A 17551-nucleotide genomic window follows, 5' to 3' on the forward strand; every position below is an offset into this window, starting at 1 on the left:
TCTTTTCGACCGGTCGCTTTCAAAGCGGCCGGTTGATGTTTTTATAGCTCTCGCCGAGCTGCTTCAGCCGCTCATCATAGGCAGCCTTGATACAGACGGCATCCGCCGCGCATTCCTGCCGTTTCTTCAGCCAGGCGGTCTGCTCGTCCTGCAATGTCCCGCGCGCGCCCATCGCCAGCAGGCCGGAGAGCAGCTCGAAGGTCGTCACCATCTTCACGTCGGCGTCGTTGAGCGCGCGATTGTCGCAGATCGTCTTTTCGTCCGGCTTCAATTCCTTCGCGTCGCAGTCGAAACTCGCCGCCTGTGCCATATCCGATGCGAAGATCGAAATCGCAAAACCAAAACCCATCATCATCGCTCTTGCCGTCATCATTCCTGTTCCTGTTGCTGCCGGTCAAACCAGGTTGCGCAATGCCAGAGCCAGGAAGATGATGCAGGCAAGCCAGACGGCAAGGATGAAGATCAGTCCGGCCCGGCCGGAGGGGCGCTCGATACGTCTTGCCGCCTCGTCGCGAAGCGCGCTCATCACCTCAGCCGGGATAAGCCGCGTCGCCAGCAGAATGCCGAGAGGCACGATGATGAGATCGTCGAGATAACCGAGCACGGGAATGAAATCGGGGATGAGATCGACGGGCGACAGCGCATAGGCGGCAACGGCGCCGGCCACCGCTTTCGCATGCCACGGCACCCGCGGATCCCGCGCGGCAAGCCATAGGGCGACGATGTCACGCTTCAGTGACTTCGCCCAGATTTTGGCTTTTGATATCAGTTGCATGGCCAAATTTCCTGAATCGAATTCGCAAAGGCTTCAAGCGCAGTCTCGTGGGGTCGTCTCTGCCTCATTCTTCCATGCTTCCGCCCTCTTTCCTTTCTAGCGTCGGGCGGCAGACAGGATGAATTTGGGCCGGTTCGGCCTGAAATCTGAATGCTGTTCGCATTAAATAGTTAGAGGAGGATGTCGTCCGAAAACCGCTCACACTTTTCGGCATCATGCTCTAATACGATCCACAAGAGGATTCAAAAGGGATACCCATGCAAGGCCTGTTCAAGCGCGCCTCCGTCTCGCTACTCGCTCTCATGCTCGTTCTGCCGGCTGCGGCCAATGCGCAGACCGCAAAGACGGTGCCCGAGAGCCAGATGCAGATGCAGCTCTCCTTCGCGCCGCTCGTCAAACAGACGTCGGGCGCCGTCGTCAATGTCTATGCGGAAAAGACCGTCCGGCGGCAGTCGCCCTTTGCCGGCGACCCCTTCTTCGAGCAGTTCTTCGGCCAGCAGATGCCGAATCGCTCGGAAAAGCAGTCCTCGCTCGGTTCCGGCGTCATCGTCGAGGCGAACGGCACTGTGGTGACCAACAATCACGTGGTCGAAGGCGCCGATGATATCAAGGTTGCGCTGCCGGATGGCCGCGAATTCCCCTGCAAAGTGGTACTGCGTGATGACCGCGTCGATCTTGCCGTGTTGAAGATCGACACCAAGGAAAGTTTCCCGACATTGCCGATCGGCAATTCCGATGCCGTCGAGGTCGGTGATCTCGTTCTGGCGATCGGCAATCCCTTCGGCGTCGGCCAGACGGTGACGAGCGGTATCGTCTCCGCACTGGCCCGCAACCAGGTGGTCAGGAACGAGTTCGGCTTCTTCATCCAGACCGACGCCTCGATCAATCCCGGCAATTCCGGCGGCGCTCTGATGAACATGAAGGGTGAGTTGATCGGCATCAACACCGCGATCTTCTCGCGCGGAGGCGGCTCGAACGGTATCGGCTTTGCCATCCCCGCCAATCTGGTCAAGGTCTTCCTCGCCTCGGCCGATGCCGGCGTCAAATCCTTCGAGCGGCCCTATGTCGGCGCGAGTTTCGATGCCGTGACCTCGGAAGTCGCCGAAGCGCTTGGACTGAATAAGGCTCGCGGCGCGCTGGTCGTCAAGGTCTCGGAAGGCGGCCCGGCCGCCAAGGCCGGGCTGAAGGCCGGTGAAATCATCACCGCTGTCGACGGTATTTCGGTCGAGCATCCGGATGCGCTGCTTTACCGGCTGACGACGGCCGGTCTCGGAAAATCGGTCAAGCTCACGGTCGTCGAGAACGGCCGCGAGGAGCAGCTGCCGCTGACGCTCGATCGCGCCCCGGAAACCTCGCCGCGCGACCAGCGCACCATCGGCGGGCGTACCCCCTTCAGCGGCGCTGTCGTCGAGAACCTGTCGCCGCGGGTCGCCGACGAGCTGCGCATGCCGCCGGAATCGGCAGGCGTCGTCGTATCCGAGGTGAAGGAGGATTCGCCTGCCGCCCGACTCGGTTTCGAGCCGAAGGATATCATCGTCTCGATCAACGGCACCGATGTGAAGTCGACCAGCGAGCTGTCCCAAATCGCCGATAGCGACCCCGGCCTCTGGCGGGTGGAAATCGAGCGCGACGGCCAGCGCATCCGGCAGTTCTTCCGATGAGCAATGATCTCTTCGCGCCGCGTGTTCCGGAGGAGGTTGCCGCCAAGCGGCCGCTTGCCGACCGGCTGCGGCCGAAGACGCTCGCCGATGTCACCGGTCAGGAACATCTGACCGGTGAAGACGGCGTGCTGAAACGAATGATCGAAAGCGGTTCGCTCGGCTCGATGATCTTCTGGGGCCCGCCCGGCACCGGCAAGACGACGGTGGCGCGGCTGCTGTCGGGCGAGGCGGGGCTGGCTTTCGAGCAGATTTCAGCGATCTTTTCCGGTGTCGCCGATCTGAAGAAGGTGTTCGAAACGGCCCGCCTGCGCCGCATGGACGGTCGTCAGACGCTGCTCTTCGTCGACGAGATCCACCGTTTCAACCGCGCCCAGCAGGACAGTTTCCTGCCCGTCATGGAGGATGGCACCGTTATCCTCGTCGGCGCCACCACCGAAAACCCGTCCTTCGAGCTCAACGCCGCTCTGCTGTCGCGCGCCCGGGTGCTGACCTTCAAGTCGCATGACGAGGAGAGCCTGGAGGAATTGCTGAGGCGCGCCGAGGCGATCGAGCAGAAGCCGCTGCCGTTGACCGAGGAAGCGCGTCTCAGCCTGATCCGCATGGCCGACGGCGACGGCCGTGCGGTGCTGACCCTTGCCGAAGAGGTGTGGCGAGCCGCCCGCGATGGCGAGAGCTTCGACACCGAAGGCCTGACGCGGATCGTCCAGCGCCGCGCGCCCGTCTACGACAAGGCGCAGGACGGCCATTACAATCTGATCTCGGCGCTGCACAAATCCGTGCGCGGCTCGGATCCCGATGCCGCTCTATATTATCTCGCCCGCATGTTCGATGCCGGCGAGGATCCGCTCTATCTCGGCCGACGGCTGGTGCGCATGGCGGTGGAAGATATCGGCCTTGCCGATCCGCAGGCGCTGGTGATCTGCAACGCCGCCAAGGATGCTTATGATTATCTCGGCTCTCCGGAAGGCGAACTGGCGCTGGCGCAGGCCTGCGTCTATCTCGCCACCGCGCCGAAATCGAATGCCGTCTACACCGCCTTCAAGGCGGCAAGCCAGGCCGCCAAGCAGAACGGCTCGCTGCTTCCACCGAAGCATATCCTCAATGCGCCGACCAAGCTGATGAAGGGCGAAGGTTACGGCGACGGCTACCGCTACGATCACGATGAACCGGACGCCTTTTCCGGCCAGGATTATTTCCCAGAGAAAATGGGCCGCCAAACCTTCTACGATCCTCCGGAGCGCGGCTTCGAGCGCGATATCCGCAAGCGGCTGGAATGGTGGGCGAAGCTTCGCAAGGAGCGCAACCCGCGCTGACGCCTCTGTGGCTGTTCGGTTGGCGAACGCGGCTCAGCCGCCAAGAGCGATCGCTGTTGCAACCAGAAGCAATCCAAGACACGTCATCGTCATGCCTGCCTGAAAGGCCCTGCCTCCGGAAAATTTCGCCCACGCATAACCCGTCACAAACAGCAGCATGATCAGAAACAGGTTGCTGACCCTCAAGGCAAGGTGCGCGTCTTCGAGGAGAAAGAATGGGAGAACTGCCGGAATGGCGGTCGCCGAAACCAGGAGGAAGACGGCGATTGCGGCGGACAGATCACCTTTCGAAAATGACACCTTAACTGGGGCGGCCCGGCGTGCGAGGGTCAGCAGCGATTGATAGAGCGCGTCCGTGTCGGCGGCCTTCGCAGAGAATGGCGCTTCTTTAATCGGGAATTCGTTCGCGAGAACCATGAGCGCTTCAGATTCGTCCCCGGCGGCTTTGATTTGCCGGAAAAGGCGCAGCCGCCTGCTCTTGTAAAATGTGGTACCCAGAATGAACAAGACGGCGTCGATGATCCCCCACGCGACATTGCATCCGATCGTCGCGACGATCAACTCGTGGACATTTAATCCTTCTTCTTCAAAAACAAGCCTGGAACCAACCGTCAAGGTCAGCGCCATGATCAATCCGAAAAGGATTTCCCCTAACGCATCGCCTGGATCGATGATTTTGGTGATGCGACCGGTCGGGTTCGACGTCATGGACTACTCCCACATGATGAAAATCCTGCAGCGTCGCGCGTCGTCGATTCCGATTCAAGGAATTACGCAATAGCCAGCGGTTTCCGCTCGCTATCGGAACATGAAATCGCGAGCCGAGTTGCAGCTGGCGGCCTGAAGAATTGTGATCGACCTTGCCGCCCAATTCATTGATTGCGATCAAAGGTCAGTGTGATTGGCCACATTGTGACCAGGGCCTCTTGCTGATGGGGCGTTGTCTGCACATGCCCGGTGCTTTCCACGTGGCGGAGGGGCGGTGCTGCAAAGCTCAGGAGGACCGCGGCGTCTTCTGATTGGCTGGCGCGGCGATTACCTTGACGGTGGATTCCGCCAACCCGTGATGACCTTCCATGTCGACGACGACATGCCAGTGACCGTGTTCCGGAACGGCAAGCTTGACTGGCGATTTGCGCGCCACGCCGCCGATATATTTGAAATCGAGAACTTCGGTGAAGCGCTGGAAATTCGGCGCCGACATCAGCCGCACATTGTTCACCGCATTCAACGACACCTCGACGATCGTTCCGGCGCGTTGTTCCTTAAGATCATAGTGGGTGAAGCGAAAATTCGGTTTCGGCATCGGTCTCGTGGTGTCTGACGTCTCTGCGGCGAGATTTTACCAGCATGCCGGTTAAGGAAAAGTTGGATATCGGTCGCAAAGCCCGATCGGAGAAATTCCGAAACCCGGTGTCGGAAAGGCCTGGCCCCCGCCGTCCTTGCGGTATTGATGCAAAAACGGAGCAAGGACATGTTGAAAATGGGGCTGATTTCGATGATCGCAACCGTCGCCGCATTCCTGGCCGCGCCCGACATGGCAGGCGCCGGCGGTGCGCCGAGCGAGGATAAGGCGGTCGCGCCGATAGTCAGGAAGGGAAGCGTACCGGTCAACGGTATTGACTATTACTACGAAATCCGCGGGGAGGGCGAACCGCTGCTGCTACTGCACGGCGGCCTCGGGCAGATCGAGATGTTCGCGCCGGTCATGCCTGTTTTCGCCGACCACCGGCAGGTGATCGCCGTCGATCTGCAGGGCCATGGCCGTACGCCCCTCGGCAAGCGGCCGATCGACCTTGCTGCAATCGGCGCCGACCTTGCGATCCTGGTGAAGCAGCTCGGTTACGACAAGCTCGACGTCTTCGGTTATTCCTTCGGCGGCGGGGTGGCGCTGAACATGGCGGCGAATGCGCCCGACCGCGTGCGCCGCCTGGTAATCCTCTCGGCGCCCTATGCGCAGAACGGCTTCTTCCCGGAGATGCTGCCGCAGCAGGCGGCCCTCGGCGCCGGCATGGCCGAGATGATGAAAGACACGCCGATGTTCCTCACCTACAAAGCGGTGGCGCCCGACGTTTCCGAGTTTCCGAAGCTGCTCGACGCCATGGGTGCGTTGATGCGCGAACCCAAGGATTATAGCGATGCCGTCGCAAGGCTCACAATGCCGGTGATGCTGATCTATGGCGATGCCGATATGATCCGCCCCGAGCATATGATCGACTTCTACCACAAGCTCGGCGGCGGCCTGCGCGATGCGGGCTGGATGCGGGAGAACATGTCGAAGAACCGGCTGGCGATCCTGCCCGATCTCACCCATTACGAGACCTTCGCTTCGCCGCTGATGGCCAATGTGGCGATGACTTTCCTCGACGGCGGCGGCAAGGCGCCGAACTGGGCCGAGCAGGTCGGCAAATAAAGTGAGGCGGTCGGGCTTCTGGTCACGAGCGAACCTGCGCCGCACCCCGATATCCGGGAAGCGGCGCAGGCATGGTCTTGGGTATCAGGCCGAGGCCGTTGCATCGCTCGGAAAATCCGTGGAGACGGCAAGTTCACGCCAGGCGGCAAGTTCCTTTTCGACGCTCGCATGCTGCCCTTCGATCATGGCCACCGTATCGCTGCCGAACGGCATGCGCAGCGGCGGGTTGCCCGAATTGACCATTGTCATGATGCCGGCTGCGAGCTTGGCGGGGTTGCCGGGCTGGGCATGATTGGCGTCGGCGGCGAAATTCCGCTTGTTGCCGGCCGGCGTGCCTTCGTAATCGGCGATGGAGGCCGGGCTGACCGCGAGCGATGTGTCGGCGAGAAAGTCGGTGCGGAAGAAGCCGGGCTCGATGATCGTCACCTTGATGCCGAACGGTTCGAGTTCCGCGGCCATCGATTCCGACAGGCCTTCGACGGCGAATTTCGTCGAGCCGTAGACGCCCCAGCCGGGATAGCCGAAGTAACCGCCGATCGAGGAAAAGTTCAGGATATGGCCGGAACGCTGGCGGCGCATATAGGGCAGCACGGCGCGCGTCACCTTCAGAAGGCCGAAGACATTCGTGGCATAGAGCTTTTCGATCTCCTCGGCCGTGGCCTCCTCGACGGCACCGAGCAGGCCGTAGCCAGCATTGTTGGCGAGAACATCAATGCGGCCGAAGCGGGCGATGCCGGCTGCCGCAGCTTCTTTCGCCTGGGCCTCGTTGGTGACGTCAAGGGCGACGGCGAGGAGGTTCGGATGATCGCCGAACTGCTCGGTGACGGTCTTCGGGTTGCGGGCGGTGGCGATAACGGCATCGCCAGCGGCGAGAGCTTCCTTGGTCATCAGCGCGCCGAAGCCGCGGGATGCACCAGTGATGAACCAGACTTTCATGACAAATTCCTTTCGAGGACTAATTGGCTGTCTCGGCGTCGCATCTCTGTGCTGACGGGGCTGAATTTGACCGAAAATCCGTTGCTGTATAAGATTTGTTATTCTTGAAACTATGATGAGCAAAATTCAGCAATGCGTGCCACCGACCTTTCCGAACTCGCTGCCTTCGCGGCCGTTGCCCGGCATAAGAGTTTTCGCAAAGCGGGCGAGGAGAGGGGTGTCACCGCCTCAGCGGTCAGCCATGCCGTCCTCAATCTCGAAGATCGGATAGGCATTCGCCTGCTCAACCGCACGACGCGCAGCGTCTCGCTGACCGAGGCCGGCGAGCTACTGATCTCGCATCTCGACCCGGCCTTCGGCGAGATGGCGGCAGCGCTCGATGCGCTGAACCGTTACCGCGACACGCCCTTCGGCAAGGTGAGGATCAACGTGCCGAATTCGATCGGCCCCTTCGTCATCGGCCGCGTCATTGCCCCGCTGCTCCAGCGTAATCCCAATCTGCAACTGGAGATCAACGCAACGGACAGGCTGGTCGATATCGTCGAGGAGGGTTTCGATGCCGGCATCCGCTTCGGCGAGCGTGTCACCGAGGGCATGATCGCGTTGCGCATCAAGCCGCGGATCCGTCTGGTCGTCGTCGGTTCGCCTGCCTATTTCGAGGCCCGACCGAAGCCGGCGACGCCGCACGATCTCAAGCGCCATCTCTGTATCCAGAACATGTTTCCGTCAGGCGCGCGCTATACCTGGGAGTTCGAGAAGGATGGCCAGACGGTCAGCTTTCAGCCGACCGGACCTCTGTCGCTCGATGATCACGAACTGATGCTGCAGGCAGCGCTCGGCGGCGTCGGCCTTGCCTATATCTGGGAGCCGCGGGTGGAGAAGGCGATTGCCGACGGAGAACTGATCCAGGTGCTCGACGACTGGTGCCAGCCGGAGGAGCCGCTCTATCTCTACTATCCGAGCCGCCGCCACATGTCGGCGGGCTTCAGGGCGGTCATCGATGCGATGAAAGCCGAGTAAAAAAGCTCAGGATTCGCACTCTTCACCCTTTTGACTCCTGCGGGTGAACCGGCCAATGATGCTGCCATGGCCGCCATGGTCAGCATCATCGGGAGAGGTTGATGAACGGTCGGATTTTGCCAACTGTCAATCGAAGCGCATTAAAGCGGCTCGGCGGTCTGTTGCCCGCATTGGCCACGGTGATGTTGCTGGCCTCGCCGGCCGTCGGAAAGGACATTGAACCGCAAAGCCAGGCCTCGCGCGAGCAGGTCGAAAAACTCGTCGGCCTCTGGAAAGATCATTTTACCGGCGCCGATAGCCTGCAGCAGCGGCGGACAGCCTTCCGAACGCTGCTGGAAACGACGCCGGGGCCGACACGCATCCAGGTCCGGCAGGTCGATGCCGACGGCGTCGATGCCGAGCTGATGTGGCCCGCCCGTCTTCATCACCCGATCGGCCAAAGGGTGATCCTTTATATTCATGGCGGCGGCTTTTCGGGCGGCTCCATCCGCACGCACAGCCTGCTTGCCGGCTCGCTCGCCAAGGCCGCATCCAGCGACGTGCTTCTGATCGAGTATCGGCTAATGCCCGAATATACCTATCCCGCTCAGATCAACGACGCGCTGACGGCCTATCGCTGGCTTCTCGACAACGGCTATCGCGCCGAGAATGTCGTCGTGGCGGGAGACGGCGCCGGCGGCAATATCGCGCTGGAGACGGTGCTGCGGCAGAGGCAGGCGGCAAAACCGCTGCCGGCGGCCGTCATTGCGCTCAGCCCCATCACCGATCTTGCCGCGACCGGCGGATCGATGACATCGAATGCCGACAGCGATCCGCTGGTCGGCAGGGCCTCGATCGAAACTTTGCGCAAGGCCTATCTCGGCAGCCGGTCGCCGAACGATCCCCAGGCATCGCCGCTTTATGCCGACATGACCGGCTTTCCGCCGCTACTGCTGCAGGTTGGCTCCGGCGAAGCGCTGCTGGACGATACGCTGCGGCTCGCCGACAAGGCACGTCAGGCGGGGGTGGATGTCACCACCGAGATTTGGCCGGGCATGCCGCATCAGTGGCAGCTGTTTCCCTCGCTGCTCGACGATGCCGACCGGTCGAGCCAGAATATCGCCGAATTTGCGATCCGGCATTTCGCAGACAAGCCGCAGGAGTAGGACCGCAGAAGCAGGGGCTTCACGTCCTCGCGCTCCGCCTTATTGCGATGTGCCACGCGACGGTGACGGCGCCAGAGGCCGCTCGACCTCCCGGCCGACGCTGAGCGCCTTTCTGACATTCGGCTCCAGCCGCTCGATATAGGCGTGATCGGGTGCAGCCCCCAGCGCATCCAGCATTTTCGAGAAGAAACACCGGGCCGCCGCCGCGGCCGTGACGTCGAAGACCTCGGCATCGCTCAGCCCGTGTTTTTTCAGCCCGTCTATATCCTGCTGGGTGATCGACGTCGCGTCGCGCGCCACCTTGGCGGCAAAAGCCATGATCGCCCTTTCGCCGGCATCGATCGGCGCTTTCTCCGTTTCGTTGACGACAGCCGTCAGCCCGTCGCTGGTAAAACCTTCCCGCAGCAGCACCGAGCCGTGCGCCAGCATGCAATAGGAGGATTTCAGCTCCTTGGCCGCCGCCAGCGTCACCAGCTCATAGCGCCTGAGGCTCATATGTCCGCGAATGCTGGAAAGCAGCGCTGCCCAGTTCTCCATCACCTCCGGCCGGTGTCCGAAGGCGCGGTACATGTTCGGCAGATAACCATAATTCGCCTCGGCCGACGCATACATCGACGTCGTCTTCTCGCTGGCGGATGCATTGGGGGTGTGAATGAAAGCCATGGCATGGTCCTCCTCTATAGCGAGAAGGATAGGGTAGATATTGAGGACAGCAATCCTGAAATATCAGGCAGCGTCGCTGTTCTCAGAAGCGTTACCGGTGCGCCTGATCGGAAGGGTTACGGTGAATGTCGATCCGCAGCCTCTCGCGCTTCGAACCTCTATCGAGCCGTTGTGCAGTTCGACGATCTGCTTCACCAGGTTCAGGCCAATGCCCGTCCCGGCAATTCCGGTCGACGTTCCGGCACGAAAATAGCGCTGGAACAGCCGGGGCACGTCTTCGGGATCGATCCCCACCCCGTCATCGCTGATCGAAACTTTGACGTTTCCCGTCTCCTCCCATGCCGTGACGCGAATTTCCGAGGTTCCGGGCGCGTATTTGACGGCGTTGGACAGCAGATTGGTAAAGACCTGCGCTAAAGTTCGGGGATCGGCATCGATGAACTCCGGCAGCCCGTCGATATCCAACACGAAGCTGTGCGTTTTGGCGATCGTCGACTGCCGCTCGCAACAGCTTCTTATCAATGATCGCAAGGCGCAGGCATCGTAGCTGATGTCGATCTTGCCGGTGTCGAGGCGCCCGGCCGAAAGGATGCTCTCCATGAGATCGACTATCCGGTTCACCGATGCGCGGATCTGATCGACCTTGTCGCTTAAGAATTCGGGCTCGACTGCTCCTCTTTTGCGCAGCAGCCGCTGGGCGGCAGCGTCGATGATGGCGAGCGGGGTGCGGAATTCATGGGAGGCCATTGCCACGAACTGCCGCTGCAATTCGTTGATGTTCCGCTCCTGCGCAAGCATTCGCTCGAGTTCCCGCGCCTGCCGCTCGACCTCGGCCGTGCGGCTCTGCACCGTCGTTTCGAGCTGATCGTGGTGCTGGCGCAGCTCTTCCGTCAGCCGCACTGTTTTGGTGACGTCTTCGTGGGTGGCGACGTATCCACCGTTCTGCATGGGATTGTGGGTGATTTTGATGACGCGGCCGTCGGAAAGCACGATATTCTGGCTGGCCACCGCGCCGCGCGCGGTCGCTTCGAACACCACATCGAAATAGGTGGCAGTGTCGGCCGGACCATTTCCCTCGCGGCTGCGATAAGCCAGGATATCGACAAGCGGCGTCCCCGGTTGCGTCAATCGGTCCGGCAGATTGTACATCCGCGCGTAGGCTGGGTTGCACAGGATCAGCTTCTTCGTCGAATCGAACATGCACAGCCCGTGCGGCATGTTGCGGAGTGCTGCGTCGAACCGGTGATGTTGTTCGGTGAGACTGTCTTCGACGCGGATCAGGGTCGAGATGTCTTCGTAGCTGAGGATCCAGCCTCCCTCTTTCGATGGGGCGTAGGTCATTGAGACCATCCGTCCGTCAGACAGCGCAAACTGAGACGTGTGCGGCCTGCCTGTCGTCGACTGCCGGCATGCGGCCGCGCGGCAATCGGCGGTGCCCGGCAGTCCGTCGATATTCATTCCTCTGCCGATGGCTCCAGCCGGCAGCCCGAGAATATCGAGGGTGCGGGAGTTGAACGCCGTCACCCTATTGGCAGAATCAAGCAGAACGATGCCCTGCGGCAGGCTCTCCAGAATGGATTCAAACGAGTGTGGCGTCATCCCGCCCTGCTTCAGATCTGACACGTTGCACGTATCCGTAGCATTCGTCAGAAACGATAAAGTTTCGCTAAAGCCTATCGGCGGGGGCTCATCGAGAGCAATTCCAGCAACAGTGCGCCGCGGTTTTGCATCACCTAGCCGCGTTGGTCGCGCTGCTCGTCCAGAAGATCAAGGCTGTCCTCTCCCGCCTCGTTGACGTCACTCGGCATGGCTTTGCCGGTCTCCTGATAAACAAGCCAGGCGACGTGCATTCCACCCGCCTTCGCTGGGCTTTCCTGCCGCCTCGGTAAGACGGCGAAGAGTCCCGCGCTCCTCATCGCTGTAGACAAGATCGGAAAAATATCCGCCGGTTAGGCGCCCGCCATCGCCCCACGCGCGGATTGCCGCCAAGGCGGCCTCTGCTTCCGCCGCGTCGGGTTCGGTGCGCCTAATTTGCGCCACCAGAGATGCGGCGACGGCTGTCAGGCGCTGTGCCTGTTCGCGTGGCGGCAGAGCGGTCAGTTCAGCGCGCAATGTCATGTTTCGATGATCTCCTCCACTGGTCGCGGCGCAATCATTGTCTCGACAGCATAAGGGACGAGTCCCGAATCCTCCACGACTTTGCAACCGCAGGCGCCTCTCAACTGTGGCCGGAATTTAGATCGTTCCAATTTTTTCGTTGAAATGTTGACAACGAAATAAAGCTGGCAACTCACTAGAAGCAAATAAATTCATACCGAATCCCTAAATTTTCCTTGACAGAATTGGAACGTTCCAAATATTTATCCATCAGTCGACGTCGTGGTCGGAGAGGGAAATGACAAAGGCGCGGGTGACCGTCATTGACATCGCAAAGGCCGCCGGCGTCTCCAAGTCGACGGTGTCGCTGGTGTTGCAGGGCTCCTCCCTGGTCAATGAGGGGACGCGCTCCAAGGTCAATGCCGTGATGCGCGAACTCGGCTATGTCTATAATCGCGGCGCCGCCAATCTTCGCCAAGCCGGTGCGAAATCGAAGATTGTCGGAGTTGTCGTCAACGATCTGACGAACAGCTTCTTTGCGGAGCTGGCGGTCGGCGTCGATATGGTCGTTCAGTCGGCCGGCTTCGTGCAGTTCCTGTCGAACACCGGCGAGAGCATCGACCGGCAGCGTGAGGTTGTCGCGTCGATGCGTGAGCACGGCATTTCCGGCCTCATCGTCTCGCCGGCCCGCGCCACCGATGCCGCCGACTTCAAGCCGCTCGTTGCAGCCGGGATTCCAGTCGTGGTCGTCGTTCGAAACCTGCCCGGCGCCAAGGTCTCGTCGATCGTTTCCGACAACCAGGCCGGCATGATGTCCGCGGTCAAGCATCTGGCGGGCCTCGGTCACAAGCGCATCGCTTTTCTCGGCGGCTTTCCGGACACCGCCGTCTTCGACGACAGGCTTGCCGGCTACCGAAGCGGCGTTGAGGCAGCCGGGCTCGACTATCACGAAGAACTCGTCATCGCGTCCGCGCCGTCGCGGGCCGGCGGGGTAGAGGCGATCGGAAAAGCGATTGCGCTCGGCCGCCGGCCGACCGCGGCCGTCTGCTTCAACGATGCGGTGGCGTTCGGCGTTTGCGACGGGTTGCGCGCGCGCCGGCTGGAGCCGGGTGCCGACTTCGCCGTGGTGGGCTTCGACGATGTCATCGAGGCCCAGGCAGCGGTCCCGGCGCTGACGACGGTCTCGGTCGACCCGCAGGGCATCGGGCGTCGCGGCGCGCAGATGCTGCTCAAGCAGATCAATGCGGGCAAGGCCGAAGCGGAGACGGTGACGACGGCCGTTCGGCTGGTCGTTCGCGAAAGCTGCGGCGCCGGCAGGGCCCCGCCGTCGAAGACCGGCAAGAGCGTAAAATCGAAACAGGACGCCGAGTAATGCACATGAAGAAGCATCTCACCCCAGCCGAAGCGGCCGCGCTCATCCCGGAAGGCGCCGTCGTGACGGTATCGTCTTCGAGCGGTCTCGGTTGCCCGGATCTCATGCTGAAGGCGATCGGCGAGCGTTTCGAGGCGACCGGCCATCCCCGTGATTTGACGACCCTTCATCCGATCGCTGCCGGCGACATGAGCGGTATCAAGGGCATCGACCATATTGCCAGGAAGGGCCTGCTGAAACGTATCATCGGCGGCTCCTACCCGTCGGGACCGTCATCGTCCGAGCCGCCGCTGATCTGGCAGATGATCACCAACAACGAGATCCCGGCCTACAACATTCCCTCTGGCATCCTGTTCGACATCCATCGCGAAGCCGCCGCCAAGCGGCCGGGCGTGCTGACCAAGATCGGCGTCGACACATTCGTCGACCCCCGGCGGCAGGGCTGCGCGATGAACGAGCTGGCTTCGGAGCAGCAGGTGGTCAAGCGCGTCAGCTTCGAGGGCGACGACTGGCTGTTCTTCCCCTCGATCGTCCCTCAGGTCGCCATCATCCGCGCCACCACCGCTGATGAGCGCGGCAACCTGACATACGAACATGAGGGCGCCTATCTCGGCGGTCTCGATCAGGCGCTCGCCGCCCGCAACAACGGCGGCATCGTCATCGCCCAGGTCAAGCGGATCACCAAGGAAGGCTCTTTGAAACCGCATGACGTCCGAGTGCCGGGAATGCTGGTCGACTATATCGTCGTCGATCCCGATCAGAAGCAGACAACGCAGACTGGGTATGATCCGGCGATTTCGGGTGAGATCTTCCGCCCGCTCGACAGCTTCCACGTTCCGGAGTTCAATGTTCAGAAGGTGATCGCGCGCCGTGTCGCGCAGGAGTTGCAGGCGGGAAGCTGCGTCAATCTCGGCTTCGGAATTTCGGCCAATGTACCGCGCATTCTGCTGGAGGAGGGGCTCCACGGCGCCGTCACCTGGGTGATCGAGCAAGGCGCGGTCGGCGGCGTGCCGCTGCTCGATTTCGCCTTCGGCTGCGCCTCCAATGCCGACGCCTATATGCCATCCCCTTATCAGTTCACTTACTTTCAGGGCGCTGGCTTCGATGCGTCGCTGCTCTCCTTCCTCGAGATCGGCAAGGACGGGTCGGTCAACGTCTCCAAACTTTCCTTCCGGCCGCATGTGACGGCCGGCGCCGGCGGCTTCGTCGACATCACGGCGCGGGCAAAGAAGATTGTTTTTTCAGGCATGTTCAACGCCGGGGCGAAGCTTTCGATCGCCGATGGGGCTCTGCTCATTGAAAAAGAGGGCAAGCTGAAGAAGCTCGTCAACAAGGTCGAACACGTCACTTTCAGCGGCAGGCGGGCGATCGAGCAGGGGCAGGATATCATCTATGTCACCGAGCGCTGCGTGATGAAGTTGACGCCCGAAGGCATCGTCCTCACCGAGATCGCCCCGGGCGTCGATCTTCAGTCCCAGATCCTCGATCAGTCCGAATTTCCGCTGATCGTCGCGCCCGACCTGAAGGTCATGGATGCGACACTCTTCGGCGAGGCCGGCATCGGCCTGTCGCTTCCAGCCAAACGGGCACGGACGCTGGAGGGCACTTTCCATGGCTAGCGGAACAGTCAGGATCGATATCGACGGACATGTTGCGACCCTGACAATTTGTCGTCCTGAGAAACTCAACGCGCTCGATCTCGACATGCTGAAAGCCTTGGCGGACGCCGCCGATGCCGTGGAGGCAAACCCGGACGTACGCGCCGCGGTTCTGACCGGTGAAGGAAAGGGTTTTTCCGCCGGAGGCGATATCAAGGCCTGGGGCGGAATGCTGCCCCAGGAGTTCGGTCACGCCTGGGTTCGGCATGGTCACCGGATCTTCGAACGGCTGGCGACGCTTCGGGTGCCGCTGGTCGCGGCGCTGAACGGCCACGCTCTCGGAGGCGGGCTCGAGCTGGCGGGCGTTGCCGACATTCGCATCGCCGAGGAACACATTAAGATAGGCCTGCCGGAAACCGGCCTTGGCATGGTGCCGGGCTGGTCCGGCACCCAGCGTCTCGTGCGCCGGTTCGGCGCCCAGGCCGTCCGTCGCATGGCGCTCGGCGGCGAGATATTCACCGCCGAGGAAGCCCGCCTGCTCGGTATCGTCGACGCGGTCGTTCCGACAGGAAACTCGGTCGCCGCCGCCAGGGAATATGCCGGGCGGATCGCGGCGAGGGGACCGGCGGCCCTCGAGATCGTCAAATTGATGATCGCATCGGCGAACGGCGAAGACAACGGAACGGCGGTCGAAGCCCTGGGCTCGATCCTCGCCGCGAAAACCGGCGATCTGAAGGAGGGCGTCGCATCATTCAGCGAGAAGCGCCCGGCAACGTTCAAGGGAGAATGGTAATGACGGTTCTCGTCAACCCCACGGCGCTCAGCGACCACAAGGCGCGCGATTTCAAGATGCTGATCGACGGCAAATGGGAGGCCGGCGCCTCCAATCCGATCGAACGTATCGCGCCAAGCCATGACGTCGTGGTCAGCCGGTTTTCGACCGGCAGTCGGAAGGATGCCGAGCGCGCGATTGCTGCAGCACGCAAGGCCTTCGATGACGGGCCGTGGCCGCGCATGACCGCGTCCGAACGCTCCGCCATCCTGCTCAAGGCTGCAGATCTGATCGCGGCGCGTGCTGAAGAACTGGCATTTCTCGATGCCATCGAGGCAGGCAAACCCATCACCCAGGTGAGGGGAGAAATTGCCGGCTCGGTCGACATCTGGCGCTATGCGGCGGCTTTGGCACGCGATCTCCATGGCGAAAGTTACAATACGCTCGGCGACGGCACGCTCGGCGTCGTCCTGCGCGAAGCGATCGGCGTTGTCTCGATCATCACGCCGTGGAACTTCCCGTTCCTGATCGTCGGCCAGAAACTGCCCTTCGCGCTCGCCGCAGGCTGCACGGCCGTCGTCAAGCCTTCGGAACTGACGTCGGGATCGACGCTCGTCTTGGGCGAAATCCTGCAGCAGGCGGGCATTCCCGATGGCGTCGTCAATATTGTCACCGGTACGGGACCTGAAGTCGGCGCGGTCATGACCTCGCATCCCGATGTCGACATGGTCTCCTTCACCGGCTCGACCGGTGTCGGAAAACTGACGATGTCGAATGCCGCGCAGACGCTGAAGAAAGTCTCGCTGGAGCTGGGCGGCAAGAACCCGCAGATCGTTTTCCCCGATGCCGACCTCGATGCCTTCATCGATGCCGCGGTCTTCGGCGCCTATTTCAATGCCGGCGAGTGCTGCAACGCCGGCTCGCGGCTGATCCTTCACAAGTCGATCGCCTCAGACGTCGTCAGGCGTGTCGCCGAGCTGTCGAAGGGGGTGAAGGTCGGCGATCCCCTCGATCCCTCGACGCAGGTCGGCGCGATCATCACGCCGCACCATTTGGAGAAGATTTCAGGCTATGTCGCCGGCGCCAGGAGCAGCGGCGCCCGCGTCGCCCATGGCGGCGAGACGCTCGACCTCGGCATGGGGCAGTTCATGTCGCCGACGATCCTCGAAGCCGTCACGCCCGATATGCCGGTGGCGCGCGAGGAAGTCTTTGGTCCGGTCCTGTCAGTCCTGACATTCGAGACTTCAGCCGAAGCGATCAGGATTGCCAATTCCATCGACTACGGCCTGTCGGCCGGTGTCTGGAGCCGTGATTTCGACACCTGCCTGACGATCGGCCGGTCGGTGCGGGCGGGCACGGTCTGGATGAACACCTTCATGGACGGCGCCTCGGAGCTTCCCTTCGGCGGCTACAAGCAGAGCGGCCTCGGCCGCGAACTCGGCCGCCATGCGGTCGAGGATTATACCGAGACCAAGACGCTGAACATGCATATCGGCAAACGCACCGGTTGGTGGATGCCGCAGACGGAAAAGCTGGCCTAGCTGGCAAAGCAACTACGCCCGGGGAGGGCGGGTAATCGGATGCGGGAATGGTCCTGCATCTTCCAAGAGGGAACTGGGAGGTTCTTCGATGAATAGGTTTTTGACCACCACGGCCGTGATCGCATTGTCTCTGGCGGGCGCCCATGTCGCGGCGCAGGCAGCCGACGTGAAGGAAGTGCAGATGCTGCACTGGTGGACATCAGGCGGCGAAGCGGCGGCCTTGAACGTCTTGAAGCAGGATCTGT

17 protein-coding genes and 1 pseudogene are annotated in these 17551 nt (G+C 61.7%); 10 read left to right on the top strand and 8 right to left on the bottom strand.

The window, feature by feature from the left end; translation table 11 throughout:
- Positions 1–19 precede the first annotated feature (19 nt).
- Both OS035_RS31120 and OS035_RS31125 read right to left on the bottom strand, forming a co-directional pair.
- Entirely contained in the window at positions 20–373 is a 354-nt protein-coding gene (locus OS035_RS31120) for a lysozyme inhibitor LprI family protein (protein WP_097629955.1), read from the bottom strand.
- A 21-nt stretch (positions 374–394) separates the two neighbouring features.
- On the bottom strand, positions 395–775 hold the full coding sequence (locus OS035_RS31125; protein ID WP_097629954.1) for a YkvA family protein: 381 nt from the start codon (positions 773–775) through the stop codon (positions 395–397).
- A gap of 257 nt (positions 776–1032) precedes the next feature.
- Here OS035_RS31125 and OS035_RS31130 point away from each other — a divergent pair, with 257 nt between their 5' ends.
- Entirely contained in the window at positions 1033–2436 is a 1404-nt protein-coding gene (locus OS035_RS31130) for a DegQ family serine endoprotease (protein ID WP_097629953.1), read from the top strand.
- The gene (locus tag OS035_RS31135) at positions 2433–3749 is read left to right on the top strand and encodes a replication-associated recombination protein A (RefSeq protein ID WP_183782408.1); all 1317 of its coding nucleotides are present in this window, start codon (positions 2433–2435) and stop codon (positions 3747–3749) included. The genes OS035_RS31130 and OS035_RS31135 overlap by 4 nt, the downstream gene beginning before the upstream one ends.
- 33 nt (positions 3750–3782) lie before the next feature.
- Here OS035_RS31135 and OS035_RS31140 read toward each other — a convergent pair whose 3' ends face one another.
- Both OS035_RS31140 and OS035_RS31145 read right to left on the bottom strand, forming a co-directional pair.
- Complete coding sequence (locus OS035_RS31140) at positions 3783–4457, bottom strand: VIT1/CCC1 transporter family protein (RefSeq protein WP_183782405.1); 675 nt, start codon at positions 4455–4457, stop codon at positions 3783–3785.
- Positions 4458–4743: 286 nt separating this feature from the next.
- A complete protein-coding gene (locus OS035_RS31145; RefSeq protein WP_131711842.1) occupies positions 4744–5055 on the bottom strand; it encodes a DUF1883 domain-containing protein in 312 nt (103 codons plus the stop codon).
- A 168-nt stretch (positions 5056–5223) separates the two neighbouring features.
- Between OS035_RS31145 and OS035_RS31150 the strand changes: the two genes are divergently transcribed.
- Positions 5224–6162, top strand: coding sequence for an alpha/beta fold hydrolase (locus OS035_RS31150; RefSeq protein WP_183782402.1), 939 nt, complete (start codon positions 5224–5226; stop codon positions 6160–6162).
- 84 nt (positions 6163–6246) lie between these two features.
- Here the strand turns inward: OS035_RS31150 and OS035_RS31155 are convergent, their stop codons facing one another.
- Complete coding sequence (locus tag OS035_RS31155; protein WP_331814917.1) at positions 6247–7098, bottom strand: oxidoreductase; 852 nt, start codon at positions 7096–7098, stop codon at positions 6247–6249.
- 132 nt (positions 7099–7230) lie between these two features.
- On the opposite strand from OS035_RS31155, the gene OS035_RS31160 reads away from it, so the two are divergent.
- Positions 7231–8118, top strand: coding sequence for a LysR family transcriptional regulator (locus OS035_RS31160; protein WP_183782396.1), 888 nt, complete (start codon positions 7231–7233; stop codon positions 8116–8118).
- Positions 8119–8288: 170 nt separating this feature from the next.
- Positions 8289–9263, top strand: a complete 975-nt coding sequence (locus OS035_RS31165) for an alpha/beta hydrolase (protein ID WP_183782427.1) — start codon at positions 8289–8291, stop codon at positions 9261–9263.
- 39 nt (positions 9264–9302) lie between these two features.
- On the opposite strand, the gene OS035_RS31170 is transcribed toward OS035_RS31165, so the two are convergent.
- The 3 genes from OS035_RS31170 to OS035_RS31180 form a co-directional block, all read right to left on the bottom strand.
- Positions 9303–9926: a carboxymuconolactone decarboxylase family protein gene (locus tag OS035_RS31170; RefSeq protein ID WP_012557380.1), complete on the bottom strand. Its 624-nt coding sequence runs from the start codon at positions 9924–9926 to the stop codon at positions 9303–9305.
- Positions 9927–9989: 63 nt separating this feature from the next.
- Positions 9990–11525, bottom strand: a complete 1536-nt coding sequence (locus tag OS035_RS31175; protein WP_183782424.1) for a sensor histidine kinase — start codon at positions 11523–11525, stop codon at positions 9990–9992.
- Positions 11526–11723: 198 nt separating this feature from the next.
- Complete coding sequence (locus OS035_RS31180) at positions 11724–12044, bottom strand: hypothetical protein (protein WP_331814919.1); 321 nt, start codon at positions 12042–12044, stop codon at positions 11724–11726.
- A gap of 277 nt (positions 12045–12321) precedes the next feature.
- Between OS035_RS31180 and OS035_RS31185 the strand changes: the two genes are divergently transcribed.
- The 5 genes and pseudogenes from OS035_RS31185 to OS035_RS31205 all read left to right on the top strand — a co-directional run.
- Positions 12322–13395, top strand: coding sequence for a LacI family DNA-binding transcriptional regulator (locus tag OS035_RS31185; protein WP_097629941.1), 1074 nt, complete (start codon positions 12322–12324; stop codon positions 13393–13395).
- A gap of 5 nt (positions 13396–13400) precedes the next feature.
- Positions 13401–15014, top strand: a complete 1614-nt coding sequence (locus tag OS035_RS31190) for an acyl CoA:acetate/3-ketoacid CoA transferase (RefSeq protein WP_331814921.1) — start codon at positions 13401–13403, stop codon at positions 15012–15014.
- Entirely contained in the window at positions 15007–15786 is a 780-nt protein-coding gene (locus tag OS035_RS31195; protein ID WP_097629937.1) for an enoyl-CoA hydratase/isomerase family protein, read from the top strand. The genes OS035_RS31190 and OS035_RS31195 overlap by 8 nt, the downstream gene beginning before the upstream one ends.
- Entirely contained in the window at positions 15786–17306 is a 1521-nt protein-coding gene (locus OS035_RS31200; RefSeq protein WP_097629936.1) for an aldehyde dehydrogenase family protein, read from the top strand. Before OS035_RS31195 ends, OS035_RS31200 begins: the two co-directional genes overlap by 1 nt.
- Positions 17307–17394: 88 nt before the next feature.
- Positions 17395–17551 (top strand): annotated as a pseudogene (locus OS035_RS31205) (sugar ABC transporter substrate-binding protein); the annotation flags it as partial.

This window comes from Rhizobium sp. 268 (genome assembly GCF_036571585.1).
Taxonomy (GTDB): domain Bacteria; phylum Pseudomonadota; class Alphaproteobacteria; order Rhizobiales; family Rhizobiaceae; genus Rhizobium; species Rhizobium redzepovicii.